The organism is Streptomyces aurantiaciflavus (assembly GCF_049808595.1).
GTDB lineage: Bacteria > Actinomycetota > Actinomycetes > Streptomycetales > Streptomycetaceae > Streptomyces.
On the sequence record NZ_JBNCAQ010000033.1, the window covers coordinates 1 to 20,460 of the forward strand.

Sequence of the window (20,460 nt, forward strand, 5' to 3'; positions counted from 1 at the left end):
CCGGCCGGTGCGGATCGCGAGCAGCCGGTAGTGCGGCAGGTAGGGGGCCAGCGGGAACGGGTGTCTCTGGTCCTGCCGTCGCGAGTGGAGGGTCTCCACCGTGCCGTCCGGCCTGATGAGGTCCAGGGTGGTGGCGAGGTTGCGTTCGACGGCGTCCTGCAGGTCGGCGCGGTCGAGCACGTCGGCCAGCAGCAGCAGCGACGGGTTGGTCACGTGGGACGCGTAGACGGCGCTGCGTTCCGAGTACAGGCCCTCCGCGTCGATGTCGACGCCCTCGGAGAGCCACTCCTCGACGCGGTCGAGCAGCCGGTCGTCGGGGAACGACCGGTGCAGCCGGGCCAGCGCCGCGCACAGCTCCCAGCGGTGGTTCGGGGTGTGCACCCCACCGGTCAGGAGACTGCCGGAGGCGGCGCCGGCGATCTCGGCGAGCGCGGCCGTGACGTCGTGCAGTTCTGGTCCCGCGCCGGCGGCGAGGACGTGCGCGTCGCACACGTCGTTGACGGTGAACGCGGAGTCCGGCGGTGACTGCACGTTGTCGCCGCCGGCGAAGAGGCCGGTGGTGGTCTGCGCGGCCCGCAGGGCCCGGAGGTGGTTCGTCGCGGCGGCGACGGCCTGGCCGCTGCCGTGCAGTGCCGAGTCCGGGGAACGGTAGGCGGCGACCAGAGTCCTCACCCGCCGTGCCAGGACGCGGTGGGTCACACCGGAGAGATCCTCGTCCGGGCCGTCCGCCAGGGGGACGGCCGACCGGTCGGCGGCACGGGCCACCGACCGGACGAACTCGTGGTCGAGCGGGGTGGGCAAGGTCAGTCCTTCAGTCCGGCGTTGATGTCGGCGTTCATGACGTACCGCTGGAACACCAGGAAGACGGCGATCAGCGGGATCATGGAGATGACCGAACCGCCGAGCAGCACCGACCAGTTGATGTTCTGCGCCCCGACGAGGCTCTGGATGCCGATCTGCACGGTGAACTTGTCGGGGTCGTTGAGCATCAGAAGCGGCCAGATGTAGTCGTTCCACCGCCACTGGAACGACAGGATGGCGAGCGTCAGCATGATGGGCCGGGAGATCGGCACCATGATCCGCAGGAAGATCGACAGTTCGCGAGCGCCGTCGATGCGGGCGGCCTCGATGAGCTCGTTGGGGACCGTCAGGAAGAACTGGCGGAACATGAAGCATCCGGTCGCGGTGAGCACGGCCGGGAGGATGATGCCGCCGAAGGAGTTGTAGAGGCCGAGGTCGCGGACGACCAGGAACTCCGGGGCGAGCATGACCTCGGACGGCAGCATCGTGGTGGCCAGGATGCAGAGGAAGAACACCTTGAGCCACTTGTTGTCGTACTTGGCCAGCGCGTACCCCGTGCAGCAGCTGGCTCCCACCGTGAGGATCGTCGTGATCACGCACACGATGGTCGTGTTGATGAAGTACTGGGAGAAGTTGGCGCTGTCCCACGCCGCCTTGTAACCCGACAGGGTGGGGTTGTGCGGAAGCACTGTCAGCGGAAGGGAGAACAGGTCTCCCGCCGGCTTGAAGGAGCTGAGGACGAACCACAGCACCGGCAGACCGTAGAGGGCCGCCAGGATCCACAGCAGTGTCGTCGCGGACACCACCCCTCGGAGCCCACCGGTGCCCGCTCTGCGGGGCCGCTTCTTGGAAACGGCCCGTCCGGGACCGGCGTCGACCGGGCGGGGAAGGTCTGTGGTTGTCATCGGTTCTCCATCCGCCGGTTGACGATCAGCTGGATGATCGCGACGGCCATCAGGATGAGCATGAGCACGAACGACGCGGCGCTCGCGTAGCCGATCTGGCCCGTTTTGAAGCCGGTTTGATAGATGTACTGGACGAGCAGGTTGTTCGACGTTCCCGGTCCGCCGTTGTTGAGGGCGAGGAAGAGCGGGTATTCCTTCATCGCGTTGATCGTGTTGAGCAGGATCACGATGAAGGAGGTGGGCGCGATGCTCGGCAGGGTGATGCTCATGAACTGGCGCCAGGGGCCCGCCCCGTCGAGCGAGGCGGCCTCGTAGTAGGACACCGGCACGTTCTTGATCGCGGCGATGAACAGCAGCATCGAGAAGGCCGTTCCCCACCAGGCGCCCGCCATGACCACCACGCCCAGCGACAGGTCCGCGTTCGACTGCCACGCGATCGCGTTCCCGCCGAGCTTCTCGATGACGTAGTTGATCAGTCCGAAGTTCTCACCGAACAGCCACCGCCACAGGACACCCACGACGATGGGCGAGATGAGCCACGGGACGAAGAAGATGACACGGGCGACCGACGCGCCCTTGGCCTGCTTGCTCACCACCAGGTTGGCGACGAGCAGCGAGAGCACGAAGTTCAGCGGCACGACGAGCACGGTGTACAGCAGCGTCCGGGACAGCGCGTCGTAGAAGGTGGAGTCCCCGAACAGGTTGCTGTAGTTGTCCAGTCCGACGAACTGGAACGCCCCCACACCCGTGTAGTTCGTGAAGGAGTAGACGAGCCCGATCACCGCCGGCCAGACGAAGAACAGCGAGAAGAGCACGACGTTGGCCGCGATGAGGACGAGCGGCGCAAGGGTGTACTTACTGCGTCTCCTGGGCGGGCTCACGGACACGTCCGAGGCGCGTTTTGTCATCTTCCTGACTCCGTGCTGGTGGAATGGGTTCCTGTGGGGGCTCACGCCATGAGCCCGGCCTCACATGGGCGCCAGGGCCGGACGGTGGGATCGAGACCCGGCCGCCCGGCCCTGTGGCCCACGATCAGCCGCCGACCTGCTGGTTGTAGCCGGCCACGATGTTCTCCAGGGCCTTGTCGGCCGACTGCTGGCCGTTGATCGCCTTGCCGAGCTCCGTCTTGGTCGGGTCCTCGGTGAGGCTCTTGCCCTTCAGCACCCAGTTCGTCTGCGCGGTGTTGAAGTAGCCGGAGATCGGGGCGTAGAGCGGGATCGACTCGTTGTACAGCTTGAACGCCGCCTGCGCCGCCTCGGAGGTGAAGGGGTACTTCGGGTTCAGACCGCTCTCGACCGGCAGGAACCCGGACGCCTCGCACAGCGCCTGGTAGTGGGCCGGCTCGTACAGCCAGGACAGGAACTTCTTCGCGGCGGCGGCCGCGTCGGCGTTGTTGTTGAAGCCCACCGTCATGCCGCCGCTGTTGACGTCGCTGGCCTGCACCGGCTGGGCGGGAGTCGGGACGCTCGCCCACTCGAACTTCTTGATGCTCTCCGCGAAGGCGGGAACCTGCCACACGCCGGACCAGTAGGCGACCACGTCACCGCTCTGGAACATGGCGGACGGGTCGGCGCCGCTGGTCCACACCGACTTCGGCATGGTCTTGTCGTCGTTCCATCCGACGAAGGTGTTCACGGCCTTCTTGGTCGCCGCGTCCACCGAGAACTTGCCGGAGGAGTCCGCGTGGACGTACTTCCCGCCCATCTCGTACACCATGGCGCGCAGCCGGGACGGCGACTGGTCGAACGTCAGGGAGTACTTGGCCTTGGTCTTCTCCCGGACCGTGTTCGCCGCCTTGATGAAGTCGGTCCAGGTCCAGGTCTTCTGGGGCGAGGTGGGGAAGGAGACGCCGGCCTTCTCGAACAGCGTCTTGTTGATGAACATGCCGGACGCGGTGACGTCCGAGGGGATGGACAGCACCTTCCCGGACGAGTCCTTGGCGAGGAAGTTGGCGTTGATGTTGTTGCTCTTGTTGTTGGCGATGGAGCTCAGGTCGATCAGCTTGTTCGACCAGATCGGGTCCAGCGCCGGCACGGCCGCCACGTCGGGCAGGGAGTTCGCCTGCGCGGCGTTGTGCAGCTTCGTCGTGTAGCCGTCGTAGGGGATGTTGACGAGCTTGACGTCGACGCCGGTTTCCTTCTTGTACTGCGCCACCATCTTCTTCCAGCCCGCGTCCTGTCCCGGAACCGTGGAGATCCAGAACGTCAGCGACTTGGAGGTCCCGCCCGAGTCGGATCCACCTCCGCAGGCGGAGAGCAGAAGGGCACCTGCCGTGGCCACGGCAGCGAGGGGAGCCAGGCGGCGTATGCCGCCGCGGCCGAGTCGGCGGGAGCGCCGCACACCCACAGTGGTCATCTTCGATCCCTTTTTCGTCGTAGGGGACGGAGCACGGCGCCGATCGAGGCGGCACGGGTGCATTTTGCAGGAAATTTCGCTTTCCGGGGGCGCGGCCTCGCCCGGCCGCGTCGCTCCTGACGGGTGGGATCCCCGGCCATGAGGGCCGTCGTCGCACAAGCACGCCCTCGTGCGGCTGCCGTACTTCGCGTACGGGCGGGATGCTCAACCCAAGTCGGCGTCCCGGCCGACTTAGAAAGCGCTTGTCCGGACATTGGCAGACCGAGTCGGAGGCCGTCAATCCTTGGGCCGCGCGGCCTCGGTCACGGTTTGGACTCCCCGGGCGACCGCGAGCCGTGCGGCACCGGCGACGGTGCCGGAATCCCCGACCGTACTGCTGACCACCTCGGTGGGCCAGCTCAGTCTGGCCAGCTCGGCCCGCACACCGGGCAGGAGCTGCGGATCCGCGCCCGTGCCGCCTCCCAGCACGATCAGGCCCGGGTCCAGCACGGCGGTCACGGCGGCGGCGAGACGGCCCACGTCGGCGGCGTGGCGGCCGACGACCGCGCGAGCCGTGGCCCGGCCCTGTCCGGCGAGGGCGAAGAGCCGCTCGGTGGTGCGCGGACACGGGCCGTCGGCGGCCTCCCAGGCGTCCTTGGCCCGGCGCAGCAGGGAGCGGGCGCCGATGTACTCCTCCAGGGCCTCCCGGCGCGGCTCACGGCCCTCGTCCCAGGGGTAGGGCAGCCGGGCCAGCTCTCCGGCGGCCCCGTTGGAGCCGCGCAGCACCTCGCCGCCGACGACGATGCCGAGACCGATGCCGACGCCGATCCGCAGATAGCCGAAGGTGTGGCGGCCGCGGGCGGCGCCCTCGTGCAGCTCGGCCAGGGCGGCGCAGTTGACGTTGTTCTCGAGGTGGACGGGCACGCCCGGGGGCAGCGCGACGGCCACGGCATCGAAGACCGGACCGGCCTTGGCGGTGGCGGGGCGCATCCCGCTGCCCTGCCGGTCCCGCGCGGTGACGTCACCGACGGCGACCACGATGGTGCGCAGCGGAACGCCCTCGGGCAGCGCGGCCAGCGCCTCGCGCACGGCGTCGGCGGCGTCCCTGCGGGAGGCGGTGGCCTCGGCCAGCAGGGTGCCGTCCAGGGCGCAGCCGCGGACCCGGGTCAGGGCGGGGCCGAGGTCGACGGCGAGCACGGCACCGGCGGCCGGCCCGAGACGGTAGACGGCCGCGGAGCGCCCGGTGCCGCTGGACGCGGTGCCGGAGTGCGCGGCGAGGCGGGCGTTCTCCAGTTCCGCCACGGCGGCGGACACGGTCGGTTTGGACAGCCCCGCCAGGCTCGCGAGCTGCGGCCGGGTGGCACTGCCCGCCCGGGCCAGCACGGCGAAGACCGCGCTCGCGCTCTCGGTCAGGCGGGGGGCTTCCGCCACGTCGTGTTCCACAGTTTCCCCCACACGGGTACAGGGCCGCGCACCCGGCCGATCGGTTCGGCGGGCTGCGGCGATGGGATGCGACGAGGGCGCGCTGTCCCGTCCCGTGGCGGCCCGGACGGGCGGCCTCGGTGGTCGAGTGCGCGACGGCTCTTGACGCACTGTACTTCGTTAGTTAACTTCCTAACGAACTTCACGGTACTCGCCTGCCGTGCCTCGTCAGAAGCCCGTCCCGGGGCTTCCCTAGTTCACGGAAAAACCCGCACATCCCCAGGTCACGGTTGGCCCGCCGTCGCAGTGGGGGCCTGCCCTCCGGATCGTGCCGGACGTCACGGGCCCTCGCATGCACTCCCCCTCAGGGGGACCCAAGCGGCGCTCGGAGCCGGCCTGATCCGAAGGACAGGCCCCGGCGCAACGACGAAAGAGGATCCGTGCAGGACTCTCCCCCTTCGTGCCCCCTCGTGGTCGGTGTCGACGTGGGTGGTACCAAGACGCATCTGCGCGCGCTCGCGGGCGGCGACGTCGTGGCCGACCACGTCCGCGCCAGCAGCGGATGGCGGCCGCACGACCCGGCCGCCGCCGCGCGCTGGCTGGCCCGACTCGTGCACGAGGCCCTGCCTCCCGGCGCACGCCCCGCCGCGCTCGCCGTGGGGGCACACGCCTGTGAGACACCACGGCAGTGCGCGGAGATCCGTACCGCCGTTCGAGAACTTCTCGGCGTGCCCGCGCACATCGTGGGCGACGCCGAACTCCTGGTGCCCGCCGCCGGACTGGACAAGGGCGCCGGGCTGGTCGCCGGCACCGGCTCGGTCGCGGTCGGTCTGCTGCCCGACGGCACACCGGTGCAGGTGGGCGGCTGGGGCGCGGTCCTCGGCGACGAGGGCGGCGCCGCCGGGCTCGTCCGGGAGGCGGCCCGCGCCGTATGGGCCGCGCACGATCGCGGGGAGGAGCCGGACGCCCTCGCCCTCGGTCTGCTCGCCGCGCTCGGCGTGCCGGAGGTGCCCGCGCTCGGCGCGGCGCTGGAGGCCGCCTCGGACGTCTCCGCCGAGTGGGGCCGGCACGCCCCTGCCGTCTTCGCGGCCGCCGCCGACGGCTCGCTCCTCGCCCGTGCCGTGATCGCCGAGGCGGGCGAGGCGCTCGCCGCGCTCGTCGCCCGGCTCGCCGCCCGCGGCGCCGCGGTGGACGACGTCGTCGTGGCGGGCGGCACGGTGCTCGGCCAGCCCGCCCTGTACGAGGCGTTCGCCGCCGCGCTCGCCGCCGCCGTGCCGGGCGCACGGCCCCGGCCGCTGCGCGTCCCGCCGGTGGAGGGCGCGGTGGCTCTCGCGAGGACGCTGCTGTGAGGCGTTCCGGGGGCCCCGGACCCCTTCAGCCGTGGCACGCCTTACGCCCGCCGAGCCCTCGCCGGCACCCCACCGGGCACGAAGACACAGCCGAGGCACCGTCTGCCGGTGGCCGGGGCGGTGGCCCTCGCACGAGCGCCGCCGAGACGGATTCCGGGGGCGGCATACCCGTGAGGCAGCCGTCGGGCACGCCACGGACGCCACGCTCCAGCCGACACCCCGCGAGGCACGCAGGCATGGCCCAGGCACCTTCCGCCGTCGGCCGGGGCGGTGGCCCTCGCACGAGCGCCGCCGAGACGGATTCCGGGGGCCGCGGACCCCTGGTCACCCCGCGGCGCGGGTCCCGGTCGCCCGCCTCTGGCCACGGCCTCCGTCACGCGCCTGAAGGCGACGGCCTTCTCGCACACCGGCGCCCCTCCGGCCGGCCCGACGCTCCAGCAGCCGCCGTACCACGCGAGTGGGTCGTGGTGGTGCTGCGCAGCCCGTCGCTCAGGACTGCACAGCCGAGTTCCACTCTCACCGACAGGCAGCACTGCGCCCGACTGACGACGGGCTCGCCGCGCCGGTACGACCCCGACGGTCCCACCCGCGGCAGGCGCACTCGGGAAGCGTTCGCGATCACCCACAGGCCGCGGGCCCCCGTTCACCCTCGAGACACGTCACGGTCGCCGAGTCCTCGCCGATGGGACACGACTCGGCCGTAGATCTTCGCTCGTACGCACCGTTCGGCTCACTGCTCGTCAGAAACCGTCAGAGTCGCACCTCGCACCACATCGCACGTCCCCCCGTGGCCGCACGGCCGAAGAACTCAAGAGAGGCACATCCATGCCGTCACCCGCCGGGCACCGCACTCACTCGGCCGTGAACAGGAGGGGCTTCCTGAAGGCCTCCCTGGGCGGTTCCGCCGCACTGGTCGCCGCGCCGACCCTCGTCTCCTGGCTGGGCGCCGCCGACGCGAAGGCCGCCACGGCCGCCGCCGCGTTCGTCGACGACTACAAGACGAACGTCCTGACGAACCTCACGCCCGAGACCAACGCCGTGGTGCGGATCCTCGGCGGCATGGCCGAGGTCTGGAAGACGGGCTCCGCCTGGAACACCGGGACGCCGCTGAGGCCCGACGTCCTGCGCGCCAACATGCGCTACTGCGCCCGCGTCACCTCCGCCCGCACGGAGGCGCAGGCCAAGGAGGCCTTCGTCTACGACCGCCAGCATCAGAGCTACGCGATGATCGCCGCCCTGGGCCCGCTCGCCGACCTCTACAAGGCGGGCGCCAAGGCGGTCACCTCGATCACCAGCGCCCCGGACACCACGCCACCGACGACGATCAGCGACGCCGTGCCCGCCGGCGCCCCGGCCGGTTCCGCGATCGGCGCGGGCTCGTACACCTCTGACCTCGGCCAGGTCGCCAAGCTGGTCGACACCGTGCGTGGCCCGTTCGCCTCCGGCAACCCCGGCAAGTACGCCTTCCAGTACCCGCGCCCGTGGCGCATGAACGAGGACAGCGAGGTCGTCGACACCGGCAGGACCGACGCGCTCGGCTATCCGGTGTACGACTCCAAGGTGGTCGTCGTCACGCAGTTGCTGCGTCAGCGCAGCACCTCCCCCGTCGACGACGGCGGCTTCCCCAGCGGGCACACCAACGCCTTCCACCTGGCGGCCCTGGCGTTCGCTTACGCGGTGCCCGAGCGGTTCCAGGAGCTGGTGACTCGCGCGTTCGAGCTCAGCCACACCCGGATCGTCTCCGGCATGCACTCCACGGTCGACGTCATGGGCGGCCGCATCATGGCCACCGCGCTCGCCGCGGCCACGCTCGCCGACCCGGCCAACGCCGAGCTCAAGAAGGCGGCGCGGGCGCAGGCCCTGGCGTACTTCACGGGGCAGACCGGCACGACGGCCGACACCCTGTTCTCGTACGCCCACCCCGCCGCGGGCGATCCGTACGCCGACCGGCGCGCCAACGCCCGTGCCGTCGAGCCGCGTCTCACCTACGTGCTCACCCGGGAGGGCCGCAACCAGCCGCTGACCGTGCCCAAGGGCGCGGAGGTGCTGCTGGAGACCCGGCTGCCGTACCTGGACGCGGCCCAGCGCCGGGAGGTGCTGCGCACGACGGCGCTGCCCGCCGGGTACGTGCTGCTGGACGGCTTCGAGCAGTGGGGCCGCCTCAACCTGTTCGCGGCGGCGGACGGCTACGGCTCCTTCGACTCCGACGTGACGGTCACGCTGGACGCGGCGGCCGGCGGCTTCCACGCGGCAGACGCCTGGCGCAACGACATCGACGGGCGGGGCGGTCTGACGAAGAAGGGCACCGGCACGCTCACGCTGACCGGGCACAACCGGTACACGGGCGGGACCGCGGTGGAGGACGGCGTCCTGGTGTCGGCCTCGGCCCACGCGCTGGGCCACGGTGACGTACGGGTCCTGGGCGGGACCGTGCGGATCGACGAACCGGTGCAGGTGCACGGCGTGTTCGCGCAGGAGGCCGGCACGCTGGAGCCGACGCTGCGCGCGGGCCGGCACAAGGCGGTCCTGACCGTGACGCGCCGGGTCGTGCTGGGCAGGGGCAGCGTGCTGTCGCTGCGCCTCGACGACGAGAAGCCCCCGGCCGCCGGGAGCGTTGTCCGCGTGATCGGCGCCCCGGCCCTGCGCGGCCAGTTCGACCGCGTCGAGCTGAACTCCGACACGCTGCGGGCCGTACCCGTCTACACGGCAGACGGTCTGTCGGTACGACTCCTGAAGCGGTAACGCCCTCGGGGCGGGAGCCGACGGCGGAGCGGGCTCAGAGGCCTGTTCCGCCGCCGGCTCCCGCGACCGCCCCGGCGGTGTCATCGCGGGGCGGACGATGACGAGCACCTTCTCCCCGGCCCACGGCCTCATGGGCGCCGTCCCTCCTCGGTGCCCCACGCGCGCTCCCCGGTGCCGCACGCGTGCCCCTCGCTGTCCCACGCCCCCTCCTCGGTGCCCCCACACCGTTCCTGACGTCACCCCCGTACCGGCGGTAGGCGCAGGTACGCGCTCTCGGGGCACCGGGTCCGGCACGGTCCGTGGGCTATGTTGAGTTTCGTGGGAGACAAAGGAGGAGGACCGGTGCCATCGCCTCAACAGGCACGCGCACAGGCGACCACGATCACCTCGGGCAAGACCGCTCCGGAGGCGGAGGTGTCCCCGACCACCCGGCTCCGGGCGCTCTTCGACGGGCCCCACCTGTCGCCGGGGCAGCGGCGGATCGCCCAGTACCTGATCGAGCACATCACCGAGGCCGCGTTCCTGTCGATCACCGATCTCGCCGACCGCGTCGGCGTGAGCCAGCCCTCGGTGACCCGGTTCGCGGCCGCGGTGGGGTTCAGCGGTTACCCGGCGCTGCGGGAGAAGCTCCAGTCGATCACGCTCGGCACGCTGGCCGGCGGGCCGGCACCGGCCGAGGTGAACCGGAGCAACGAGCTCCAGGCGGCGGTCGACGCGGAGATCGAGAACCTGGAGAACCTGCGCCGGGACTTCGCCGACCCCGACCAGGTCATCGACATCGGCCGGCAGCTGTCGGCCTCGACCCCGCTGACCATCCTGGGCCTGCGCATCTCGGCCTCGCTGGCCGAGTACTTCGCCTACGCCGCGCGCCGCATCCACCCGGACGTCCGGCTGGTGACGCGAGGCGGCAGCGTCGCGTACGACGCGCTGCTGCAGTCCCGGGAGGCGGGCGGGACATGGGTGCTGGCCTTCTCGATGCCCCGGCACGCGCAGGAGACGCTCACCGCGGTGCGGGTCGCGCGCAGTGCCGGTCTCCGGGTGGCGCTGGTGACGGATCTGGCGCTGGGCCCGATGGCCGACGAGGCCGACGTCACCTTCGCCACCGGCACCGGCTCCCGTCTGGTCTTCGACTCCTACGCCGCCCCCGGAGTGATGGCCGCCGCGCTGCTCCAGGCCATGACGGACGCCGGCCCGGAGCGCACCCAGGCCCGCCTGGAGGAGTACGAACAGATAGCAGAGCAGCATCAGTTCTTTCTGCGGGAGTAGCTCCCGAGCCGAGCCCGGCACCGCTCCCCGCACCCCCCGTCACAAAAACGCACAGACGGACTATTCTCGGCATTTCACGCATGAATGTTTTCATACGTCTTGCAAAGGCGTCGGCATATATAAATACTGCTCACGGCCGCACCCGCCCACCAAGGGCTCGAGTACGGGCACCCGAAGCCGCCGTTCCCTACCCACGTCGGCGCCCAGGGTGTCCGGGGCCTCGCCGGCGCGAGGGCCCGTGGCGGCCCCGGTCACTCCCCTATACCGGGGCCGCCCCACAACGTCGGACCACCCGTCACGACACCCGCACACCCGGAAGCGATGATCATGCCCCTGACGACGACGCGCATCAGCCCGGACTGGCCGTGCCAGGTCAAGATCCCCGGGAGCTACGACTGGGAGCGCTCCGCGGCCAAGTGGCTGCGCGAGCTGGTGCCCGCGCGCTACGCGAGCTACCCGACGCTGCTGCGCCACCCCGTCCTGCTCGCCCGCCATGCGCAGATCCAGGTCCAGCACGAGATCCGGGTGGCCCGCACCGCACTGCAGACCGCGCGCGCCGACCTGCCGCGCCTCGGGATGCCCGAGTCGGTCATCGAGCACACGATCAAGCTGTACGCGGCCGAGGTCCTGCAACTGCAGCACATCGCCCGCAGCGTCCGCGCGGTCACCGAGGCGCTGGTGGACAACGGCTCCGGGCGCTGAACGGCTCCCTCCGTTCCGCACGCGCCGCGGGCATAACCGCTGGCGGGGGCGTTGCCGCAAGACCGCGATCAAATGCGGGCCCGTGTGCCATGCTCGTGGCGTGACGAGCGAACCCGCCCGGCCGGCGGAGACCGGCGCCGTGACCGACCTGGCCGCCCTGACCAGAGTCGTGGCGCGCCAGCGCGCCGAGATGGACCGGCTGCAGGATCTGGCGGCCACCTCGGCCGTGATGGAGCGGGCCAAGGGCGCCGTGATGGCGCAGACCGGGTGCACCCCCGAGAGCGCGCAGGAGCAGCTGCAGCGGCGGGCGAAGGACGCGCGGCGCACCCTGCTCGAGGAGTGCTGGATCACCCTCGGCGCCCTGGGATCCCCGGCCCGTACGGCCTCCGAGGCGCCCTCGGCGGACGCCGTCACCGGCGCCGGTCCGGACGATGCCCCGGCGTCGGCGCAGGCGCAGGCCGCCGCGTCCCTCGGCCGGCTGGCGCAGGCGCTCGTGCGCGTCGGCAGCCCGCAGGACCTGGCCCGCTGCCTGCTGGACCATCTCGCCCCGGAGACCGGCGCCGACGCGGTCATGCTCTTCGCGCGGCTGCCCGTCGGCGGCCTCGAACTCGTCGGGCACGCCGGCGTCGACGACACGCTTGCCTGCCAGTGGGGCCGGGTGCCGCCGCTGAGCGGGATCGCCGCCCTGGACGCCCTCGACGCCGGGCAGGCGCGCTGGCTGGAGGACTTCCAGGAGGCCAGGAAGCGGTACCTGCTGATAGGGGATCCGCCCGAGCAGTGGCCGAGCCGGGCCTGGCTGCCGGTGCCGACCGGGGAGTCGTCCGACGTCGCCCTCGGGATATTCCGGCGCCACGAGGGGCCGTTCACCCCCGAGGTCCGTCAGCACCTGCTGGCCGCCGCCCGGTTGTGCGCGGGTGTGCTGCGCACGCTCGGCCCCCGGCAGGACCGCGCGATCGGCGCGGCCGCGGACGCTGTGCAGACGGTGTTCGACCTGCTGCCGGTCGCCGCGGTCCTGCTCACCCCGCTGCGGACCGACTCCGGCCGGGTCGAGGACTTCCGGATCGAGGCCGCGACCGCCGGCACGTCCGACACCGTCGGCCGCAGCGGCCGTGAACTGCTCGGGCTGCGCTTCCTGGAGTGCTGGCCGGCCGCGACCGGCGAACCACTGTGGCAGGGTTGCCTGGCCACGTTGGCCTCCGGACAGCCGTACGAGAGCGAGCCGTTCGCCGGGCAGCAGACGGTGGACGGGGTCAGCGAGTTGACGACGTACTCGGCGCGGGCGACGCGGCTGGGTGACGGGCTGGTCGTCAGCTGGATCCGGCACGACCCCTCCGACCGGCAGCAGCAGCGGCTCGCGGACGTGCAGCGGCTGGGCAACCTGGGCTGGGCGAACTGGAACCTGGTCACGGGCGAGGTGAACTGGTCCTCCCAGGTCTTCGCCATCTTCGACCGGGATCCCGCGCGCGGTGCCGTGTCCCTCACCCAACTCCCGGGCCTGGCACTCCCGGAGGAGATCCCCACGCTCACCCGGGCCGTCGGAGACCTGGTGCGGGAGGGGCGGTCGTGCGACGTGCCGTTCCGGATCATCACCCGGGAGGGCGTCCGGCATCTGCGGGCGGTCGCCGAGGCGGTCGCCGACGTCCACGGCACGCCCGTCGAGGTGCACGGCTTCGTCCAGGACCTGACCGCGCAGCGCAACGCCGAACTCGCCCTGGTCGCCAGCGAGCGGGCCATCCTGACCCAGCACGGTGCGCTGCAGGCCGAGCGGACGGTCGCGGCCCGGCTCCAGGACGCGCTGCTGCCGCTGCCGAAGAAGCCCGTCCAACTGGCCGGGCTGCGGGTCGACATCGCCTATCTCCCGGCGCAGTCCGGGCTCAACGTCGGCGGCGACTGGTTCAGCGCCATCGAACTGCCCGACGGCGACGCCCTGTTCGTGGTGGGGGACGTGGCCGGGCACGGCATGGACGCCGTCGCCGCGATGGCCCTGCTGCGCTTCACCGCCAAGGGCATGATCATCACGGGTTCGTCGCTGACGGGGGCGCTCACCCGGCTCAACGCCCTGCTGCTGCACTCCCGTGACCCGCACGGCACCGCCACCATGGTCCTGGCCCGCTACAGCCCGCGCGAGCGGCGGCTGGTGTGGGCGCAGGCGGGCCATCCGCCCCCGCTGCTGCTGCGCGACGGCGAGGCCCGCTACCTCGCGCGTCCCTTCGGCATGCTGCTCGGCGCCACGGACACCCCGCGCTACGAGGAGGCCGAGTGCCGCCTCGCCCCCGGCGACCGGCTGGTGCTGTACACCGACGGGCTGGTCGAACGGCCCTCGGAGAGCATCGACCGGGGCCTGGAGCGGCTCTCCCGGGCCGCCGCGCAGCCCGCGGCGGCCGGGCCGGCCCCACTGGACCGGCTGCTCGGCGCACTGCTGGAGCCCGAGCGACGGGACGACGTGTGCGTGCTCGACATCCGGGTTCCCGACGAAGGCGACGGGGCGGCGGACTAGCCGTCACCCGTCAGCCGTCAGCCGGTGCGGGACTCCAGGTCGCGGCGTGTGTCGTCGCCGTAGACGCCGGTCTCGTCGCCGCGGATGCCGTACCAGAGCTGGAAGCGGGCCACGGCCTCGGTGAGGACGGTGTCGTAGCGGCCGTCGGTGGGGCCGCCGTCGTAGATGTTCGGGATGCGGCGCAGGCGTTGCTGGAGGTCGGTGACCTCGGGGCCGGTGTCGCCCTCGCGGAGGGTGCCGGCGCCGTCGGGGTCGGTCGTGGCGGCCGGCGAGGCGGTGGCCGGCGTGGTGGCCGGGGCGGGGGCGGTGGCCGGGGGTGTCTGCGCGGCCGCCTGACCGCCGCGCCCCGGCAGCAGGAGCGCGCAGGCGAAGCCGACCAGCGCCGCCGCGAGGACGGCGATCGTGGCGATGGCGACGCGGTGCGCACCGGCGACGCGGTCCTTCGGCGGCCTTGGCGGCCTGCTACGGCCGACCGGCGGAAGTTCCTGGGTGTCCGCCTCGGTGCCCGGCTGCTGCCCGGTCGGCACACGGACCGCTTCGTAGGGGCCGGTCTCCTCGGTCATCTCGCGGAACAGCTCCGCGAGGGCGTCGGTGTTGCGCGGCCTGAGGACCCGGATGGGTTCCAGGACCGGCCGTTCGTGCGGTTGTCCGGGCTCGGCCTGTGTCGGCACGCTGGTCTCCCTCCGTCCCGTGTCCCCGGGGAGAGATACGCGCGGACGGGCGGCGGGGTTCAGCCGGGTCCGGGCGGATCCCGCGCCGGTTCCCGGCCTCCGTACAATTTGAAGCCGAATGACCGGAGGCCCTCGACGGGTGTCCGGGGAAGCGATGCGAAGGAGCCGCCCGTGCCCGGCCAGCGTTCCATCACCGAAGCCGAGAGGCTCGCCTCGGCGAAGCTCGGCGGGATCCCGATCCGCCGGGAGCAGATGGCGGCCGTGGCGAACATCCACCGTGCCGCCTCCGCGGTGCGCCAGCACGTGGAGAACTCGGTCCTGCGCGGCTCGGACCTGACCTGGACGGCGTTCGTGGTGCTGTGGGTCGTGTGGGTGTGGGGCGAGTCGGAGACCCGGCACGTGGCGGAGGAGGCCGGTATCTCCAAGGGCACGCTCACCGGGGTGGCGCGCACGCTGGAGTCACGGGGGCTGGTGCGGCGGGCCGGGCACCCGACGGACGGCCGGCTGGTGCTGCTGAGCCTCACCGACAAGGGCGAGGAGCTGATGGTGCGGCTGTTCCCCGAGTTCAACGAGGAGGAGGCCTTCGTCACCACGCAGCTCTCCGACGACGAGTGCCGCATCCTCGCGGACTCGCTGCGCCGGATCGTGCTCCAGGTCGAGGAGCACGGCGAGGAGCGCCGCCGCGCCCTGCTCGACGGCGCGGAGCCGGCGCCGCGGCGCAGTGGGCGCCGGCCCCGGACCTGAGGTGGGGCGGGTGGGACTCCCGGCGGGCGCGCGGCGGACGGGACGTACGATGACAGGGCCGTGGATCGGATCGTACGACCGGTTCCGGACCGTCGTCTCTCCTGTTCTCCCGAAGGGCCCGCGACTCCCGTGACCACCGCAACACTGCTCGACGGCAAGGCCGCAGCGGCCGACATCAAGAACGAACTCGCCCTCCGTGTGCAGGCGTTGAAGGAGCGCGGCATCACCCCCGGGCTCGGCACGATCCTGGTCGGCGACGACCCGGGCAGCCGTTCCTACGTCGGCGGCAAGCACCGTGACTGCGCCCAGGTCGGTATCGCGTCGATCCGTGTCGAGCTGCCCGCCGACGCCTCCCAGGCCGATGTCGAGGCCGCGGTGCTGCGGCTGAACGCCGACCCGGCGTGCACCGGGTTCATCGTGCAGTTGCCGCTGCCCGCGCACATCGACACCCATGCCGTGCTGGAGCTGATCGACCCGGTCAAGGACGCCGACGGTCTGCACCCGGCGAACCTGGGCCGTCTGGTGCTGGGCATCCCGGCGCCGTTGCCCTGCACTCCGCGCGGCATCATCGACCTGCTGCGCCGCAACCACGTGCCGATCACCGGCCAGCAGTTCTGTGTCATCGGCTGCGGTGTCACGGTGGGCCGTCCGCTGGGCCTGATGCTGACCCGCGCCACCGAGCACGCCACCGTGACCCTGTGCCACGAGGCGACCCAGGACACCGCCGCGCACGCGCGCGTGGCGGACGTGGTCGTGGCGGCGGCCGGTGTGGCGCACCTGGTGACCCCGGACTGGATCAAGCCGGGCGCGACCGTGCTGTCCGTCGGCCTCACGCGCACGGTCGAGGGCATCCTCGGTGACGTCCACCCGGACGTCAGCGATGTCGCCGGGTCGTTCGCGCCGCCGGTCGGCGGGGTGGGCCCGATGACGCGGGCGATGCTGCTGACCAACGTCGTGGAGGCGGCGGAGCGGCTCTGACGACTGCACTCAGTTCCCCGTCGGCAGGGAACTGAGTGCCATCCCGTGCTACGTTCCCCGCCATGAGCAACGGCGAGCCGGAGACCGCGAAACCGCCCATGCGGGACGCCCTGGTGGCGGCGGCCTTCCAGCTGTTCCTGGAACGCGGCTACGAGCAGACGACCGTCGACGACATCGTGGCGCTGGCCGGCGTCGGACGGCGGTCGTTCTTCCGCTACTTCCCCTCCAAGGAGGACGTGGTCTTCCCCGACCACGAGCGGTGCCTGGCCGACATGACCGCCTTCCTCGCCGCGAGCGACGCCGGGCACGAGCCGGTGCGCCGGGTGTGCGACGCCGCCCGGCTCGTGCTGCTGATGTACGCCGAGAACCCCTCCTTCTCCGTGCAGCGCTACCGGCTCACCAAGAAGGTGCCGGGGCTGCGCGCGTACGAGTTGTCGGTGGTGTGGCGTTACGAGCGGGCCCTCGCCGAGTACCTGCGCGGTCGCTTCGCCGGCCGGCCCGACGGCAACCTCCGGGCCGACGTGATCGCGGCCGCCGTGGTCGCCGCGCACAACAACGCCCTGCGCTCCTGGCTGCGGTCGGACGGCGAGGGCGACGCGAGTGCGACGGTGGACCACGCGCTGCGGTACGTGCAGTCGGCGTTCGGCGCGCCGTCCGCGACCCCGGCCGGGGAGCAGCCGGAGGACGTGGTCGTGGTCGTGTCCCGGCGCGGCGCACCCCTGTGGCGGGTGGTCCAGGAGATCGAGACGACGCTCGGGCGGGACTGAGCCGGACCGGCCGGGCCCGGGTCCGACCCCTGGTCCGGTCCCGACAGGGCCTCCGCCGGGTCCGCACATTTTGGGGGTACGCAGTGCCTTTACGGCTGGCACTGAGTGCCATACTCTGTGGCCGTGCACGGTGGCACACGGTGAACCGCGCACATCCGTGCACGGGTGAGCCGCGCACGTGGGATTCCGGCCGAGTGCAGGGAGTTGACCAGCGTGTACCACCACTCAGGAAGCGCCGTACAGCAGGCAGCGGGTTCCACGGCGGGCGTCCTCGATCGCCTGGGCACCACGGACACGGAGGCGATCCTCTTCCAGCGCTGCACCTGGTGCGGCACCGCCATGTACCACCGGCTGCTGTGTCCGGTGTGCCAGGGCAGCGACCTGCGCACGGAGCGCAGCGAGGGCACGGGCACGGTCCGCCACTCCACGGTGGTGCACCGCAACACCCCCTCCGCCCGCAACGTGTCCCTGGTCGAGATGATGGAGGGGTTCGTGGTGCGCGGCCGGGTCATGGGCCCGCCCATCGGCATCCACAGCGGTGACCGCGTCCGGCTGTCCACGGCCAAGGACCCGGTCCGGGGCGAGCCGGTCTTCCAGCTCGTCGACGAGCCCTACCGGGCCTGGCGCTGACACCTCCCCTCGGACGGCCTCCCGTCAGACGGCCCGCGCCCCCAGGCCGGGGACCAGATCGTTGATCCGCACGGGCCTGCCCGTCTCGAAGCACCGGTTGGCCGCGAGGCCGACCGCCAGGGCGAGCGCCCCGTCGCGCTCCGTGGCCGTGGGGTGGACCGCTGCCCCGGCCCCCGCCGCGGCCCCTGCCTCCGCCCGGCCGAAGAGCGCGTCGAGCATCCGGGTGTCTCCCCCGCCGTGCGCCTCGTGCGCGACGTCCACCTCGACCTCCACCGGCGGCCGCCACAACGGCCGCAGCGTCAGCCGCACTCCGCCCGCGTGCTCGGCCGCCGTGTCCCCGTGCAACGCCCCGCTCGCCGAGGCGACCGGGGTCCGGGGCGCCTGCCAGCGGCTCTCCTCCACCTCCAGCTCCAGCCGCCCGGCACTGCCGTTGACCATCACCCGGTAGCCCTCCCACGGTGAGTACGCGGTGAGGTGGTAGGTCATCGTCGCGCCCCGTGCGTAGCGCACCAGCACCGCCATGTCGTCCTCGATGGTGACGGGGCCGCCGAAGACGTTGCGGTCACGGTGGTAGCCGTCGTCCCCCTCGGCGTCGAGGTAGAGGGCGCGGAGCGTCGCGTCGGCCGCCAGGTCCAGCGCGAACGGGTCGTCGGCGGCCGCCTCGGCGCCGTGGGCGCGGTCGTAGTCACGGCGCAGGCCGTGCCGGACGCCCGCCTCGGAGCCGTAGAAGGCGAGCCGGCCGTAGCCGAACACCTCGGCCGGTGTGTCGGCGAGCCACCAGTTGACGAGGTCGAAGTGGTGACTCGCCTTGTGCACCATGAGGCCGCCGCTGTGCCGCTTCTCGCGGTGCCAGCGGCGGAAGTAGTCGGCGCCGTGCCGGGTGTCGAGCAGCCACTCGAAGTGGACGGAGAGGATCTCGCCGACCGCGCCCTCGGCGAGCAGGGCGCGCACCTTCTCGTGGACGGGACTGAAGCGGTAGTTGAAGGCCACGGTGAGCGAGTTGCCGGTCGCGCGGACGGTGTCGAGGATGCGCGCGCAGCGGGCCGCGTCGACGGTCATCGGCTTCTCGGTGACCACACGGCAGCCGGCCTCCAGGGCCGGGACGATGTAGCGGTCGTGCTCGGCGTCGACGGTGGTGACGACGACCTCGTCGATACCCTCCTCGGCGAGCAGGTCGGTGAAGCGCTCTGGCTCCCACGTGGTGGCGGGCGGCTCGCCGGAGGCGGCCAGCAGCCGGTTGTGGAAGGCCATACGGGTCGGGCTGGGGTCGCAGAGGGCGGCGACGCGGTGGCCGGGGCGGGCGGCGAGGTCCCTGGTGAAGGTCTGGGCGCGGTGTCCGGTGCCGACGACGGCCGCGCGGAGAGGGGGAGTTCGGCTCATGGAGGTGGCCTTTCCCGCGGGCCGGCGCACCAGTCCCGGTGACCGGATCCTTGCGGTTCTCCGGCGCGGTTCCCGGCCACAGGCAACCCACAGATGCTCTTTCACTTCCTTTGGGACGCGAGGGGCTCCCGATACCGACGGGGCTCCCGCGCTCAAGTGGTGAGGAGGGAACCCTTGATCCGTGCCCGGCGAATAGGTGTCACCGCCGTGGCCGCGCTCGCGGCCCTGGCGGGAACACCGGGACTGGCACAAGCTCAACAACCCTCCGAGACAAGGCCGTTGGCCAGCTCTACCGACAGCGCGCTGCCGCCGGGGTGGCGCGTCACCGGCGAGGGCGGCGCGCGCGAACTGGTGTGGCGGTCGGCCACGCCCGTGCCCATGGGCGACGCCCGCGTGGAGTTCCACGCGGCGAACCGCCTGCTCGGCGTCCCGAAGGCGGCGAAGGACGGCCGCACCTTCCGGCTCTCCCTCGAGGACGCCGGCAACGCACCCCTGAAGGACCTGCAGGTGCTGGCGGGCGGGCGCCGCCTCGACGCGACCGCCGACAACTCCCCCGCCGGTGAGCGGAGTTCGCCGGCCCCGCGGCCCGCGGCCCAGGCTCCGGCGAACGCGGTCGACCCCGGCAAGCCCGGCGCGTACCGCACGGTCACCGGCGAGTACACGCTCGATCCGGTGAAGCTGCCCGGTTTCTCCGCCCCGGTGGAGATGCAGGCGGTCGTGGTGGCGCCGACCGGGGCCACCGGCAAGCGGCCGCTCGCGTTGTTCCTGCACGGCCGCCACTCGACCTGCTACAAGCCGGGCGACGACGAGTACGCGAGCGGTGAGTGGCCCTGCCCGGCCGGCACGAAGCCCATCCCCAGCCACAAGGGCTACCTGCAGGACCAGAAGCTGCTGGCCTCCCAGGGCTATGTCACGGTGTCGATCTCGGCGAACGGCATCAACGGCCAGGACTACGCGGCCGAGGACGGCGGCGCCCAGGCCCGTTCCTCGCTGGTCCGCCAGCACCTCGCCCGCTGGGCCGGCTGGGCCTCCCAGCCCGCCTCCGCCCCGGCGGCCGTCCGCAAGGCGCCGAAGGCGGACCTCTCGCGCGTCCTGCTCGTGGGTCACTCGCGCGGCGGCGAGGGCGTCAACCGGGCCGCGATGGACAGCCTCTACCCGGCGCCCGCCGCCCAGGACGGCTACCGCGGCCCGGTGCGCTGGAAGATCCGCGGCACCGTCCTCATCGGACCGACGATCTTCGGCCAGAATCCGGTCGCCGACGTGCCGTCGGCG

The 20,460-nt window shown here is 72.4% G+C and carries 16 protein-coding genes and 1 pseudogene; 10 read left to right on the forward strand and 7 right to left on the reverse strand.

The window, feature by feature from the left end; genetic code table 11:
- The 5 genes and pseudogenes from ACPT94_RS31910 to ACPT94_RS31930 all read right to left on the reverse strand — a co-directional run.
- Nucleotides 1-801, reverse strand: a pseudogene (locus ACPT94_RS31910) (hypothetical protein); the annotation flags it as partial.
- 2 nt (nt 802-803) lie between these two features.
- The gene (locus ACPT94_RS31915; protein ID WP_360342717.1) at nt 804-1,706 is read right to left on the reverse strand and encodes a carbohydrate ABC transporter permease; all 903 of its coding nucleotides are present in this window, start codon (nt 1,704-1,706) and stop codon (nt 804-806) included.
- Nucleotides 1,703-2,614 carry a carbohydrate ABC transporter permease gene (locus tag ACPT94_RS31920; RefSeq protein WP_360342715.1) on the reverse strand — a complete coding sequence of 304 codons (912 nt, stop codon included), beginning with the start codon at nt 2,612-2,614 and terminating at the stop codon, nt 1,703-1,705. The genes ACPT94_RS31915 and ACPT94_RS31920 overlap by 4 nt, the downstream gene beginning before the upstream one ends.
- Before the next feature lie 124 nt (nt 2,615-2,738).
- Nucleotides 2,739-4,061 carry an extracellular solute-binding protein gene (locus ACPT94_RS31925; RefSeq protein WP_360342712.1) on the reverse strand — a complete coding sequence of 441 codons (1,323 nt, stop codon included), beginning with the start codon at nt 4,059-4,061 and terminating at the stop codon, nt 2,739-2,741.
- A gap of 276 nt (nt 4,062-4,337) precedes the next feature.
- Nucleotides 4,338-5,483, reverse strand: a complete 1,146-nt coding sequence (locus ACPT94_RS31930; RefSeq protein ID WP_425247403.1) for an ROK family transcriptional regulator — start codon at nt 5,481-5,483, stop codon at nt 4,338-4,340.
- Between the two features lie 419 nt (nt 5,484-5,902).
- Here ACPT94_RS31930 and ACPT94_RS31935 point away from each other — a divergent pair, with 419 nt between their 5' ends.
- The 5 genes from ACPT94_RS31935 (at nt 5,903) to ACPT94_RS31955 (ending at nt 14,018) form a co-directional block, all read left to right on the forward strand.
- Entirely contained in the window at nt 5,903-6,811 is a 909-nt protein-coding gene (locus tag ACPT94_RS31935; protein WP_360342706.1) for a BadF/BadG/BcrA/BcrD ATPase family protein, read from the forward strand.
- 825 nt (nt 6,812-7,636) lie between these two features.
- Nucleotides 7,637-9,553, forward strand: coding sequence for a phosphatase PAP2 family protein (locus ACPT94_RS31940; protein WP_425247404.1), 1,917 nt, complete (start codon nt 7,637-7,639; stop codon nt 9,551-9,553).
- Between the two features lie 342 nt (nt 9,554-9,895).
- Entirely contained in the window at nt 9,896-10,819 is a 924-nt protein-coding gene (locus tag ACPT94_RS31945; RefSeq protein WP_360342700.1) for a MurR/RpiR family transcriptional regulator, read from the forward strand.
- A gap of 321 nt (nt 10,820-11,140) precedes the next feature.
- Nucleotides 11,141-11,521 (forward strand): hypothetical protein, encoded by a 381-nt coding sequence (locus tag ACPT94_RS31950; RefSeq protein WP_360342697.1) that lies wholly within the window; start codon nt 11,141-11,143, stop codon nt 11,519-11,521.
- Between the two features lie 100 nt (nt 11,522-11,621).
- A complete protein-coding gene (locus ACPT94_RS31955) occupies nt 11,622-14,018 on the forward strand; it encodes a SpoIIE family protein phosphatase (protein WP_425247405.1) in 2,397 nt (798 codons plus the stop codon).
- Between the two features lie 17 nt (nt 14,019-14,035).
- Here ACPT94_RS31955 and ACPT94_RS31960 read toward each other — a convergent pair whose 3' ends face one another.
- The gene (locus ACPT94_RS31960) at nt 14,036-14,689 is read right to left on the reverse strand and encodes a peptidoglycan-binding domain-containing protein (protein WP_425247406.1); all 654 of its coding nucleotides are present in this window, start codon (nt 14,687-14,689) and stop codon (nt 14,036-14,038) included.
- A 171-nt stretch (nt 14,690-14,860) separates the two neighbouring features.
- Between ACPT94_RS31960 and ACPT94_RS31965 the strand changes: the two genes are divergently transcribed.
- From ACPT94_RS31965 to ACPT94_RS31980, 4 genes are all read left to right on the forward strand, one after another.
- On the forward strand, nt 14,861-15,433 hold the full coding sequence (locus ACPT94_RS31965; RefSeq protein WP_360342691.1) for a MarR family winged helix-turn-helix transcriptional regulator: 573 nt from the start codon (nt 14,861-14,863) through the stop codon (nt 15,431-15,433).
- Nucleotides 15,434-15,562: 129 nt separating this feature from the next.
- Nucleotides 15,563-16,411, forward strand: coding sequence for a bifunctional methylenetetrahydrofolate dehydrogenase/methenyltetrahydrofolate cyclohydrolase (locus ACPT94_RS31970; RefSeq protein ID WP_425247407.1), 849 nt, complete (start codon nt 15,563-15,565; stop codon nt 16,409-16,411).
- Nucleotides 16,412-16,509: 98 nt separating this feature from the next.
- The gene (locus tag ACPT94_RS31975; protein WP_425247437.1) at nt 16,510-17,178 is read left to right on the forward strand and encodes a TetR family transcriptional regulator; all 669 of its coding nucleotides are present in this window, start codon (nt 16,510-16,512) and stop codon (nt 17,176-17,178) included.
- A 213-nt stretch (nt 17,179-17,391) separates the two neighbouring features.
- A complete protein-coding gene (locus ACPT94_RS31980) occupies nt 17,392-17,808 on the forward strand; it encodes a Zn-ribbon domain-containing OB-fold protein (RefSeq protein ID WP_425247408.1) in 417 nt (138 codons plus the stop codon).
- Nucleotides 17,809-17,832: 24 nt separating this feature from the next.
- Here the strand turns inward: ACPT94_RS31980 and ACPT94_RS31985 are convergent, their stop codons facing one another.
- Nucleotides 17,833-19,188 (reverse strand): Gfo/Idh/MocA family protein, encoded by a 1,356-nt coding sequence (locus ACPT94_RS31985; RefSeq protein ID WP_360342682.1) that lies wholly within the window; start codon nt 19,186-19,188, stop codon nt 17,833-17,835.
- Nucleotides 19,189-19,362: 174 nt separating this feature from the next.
- On the opposite strand from ACPT94_RS31985, the gene ACPT94_RS31990 reads away from it, so the two are divergent.
- Nucleotides 19,363-20,460: alpha/beta hydrolase family protein (locus ACPT94_RS31990; RefSeq protein WP_425247409.1), on the forward strand; the 1,098-nt coding region annotated here is incomplete at its 3' end.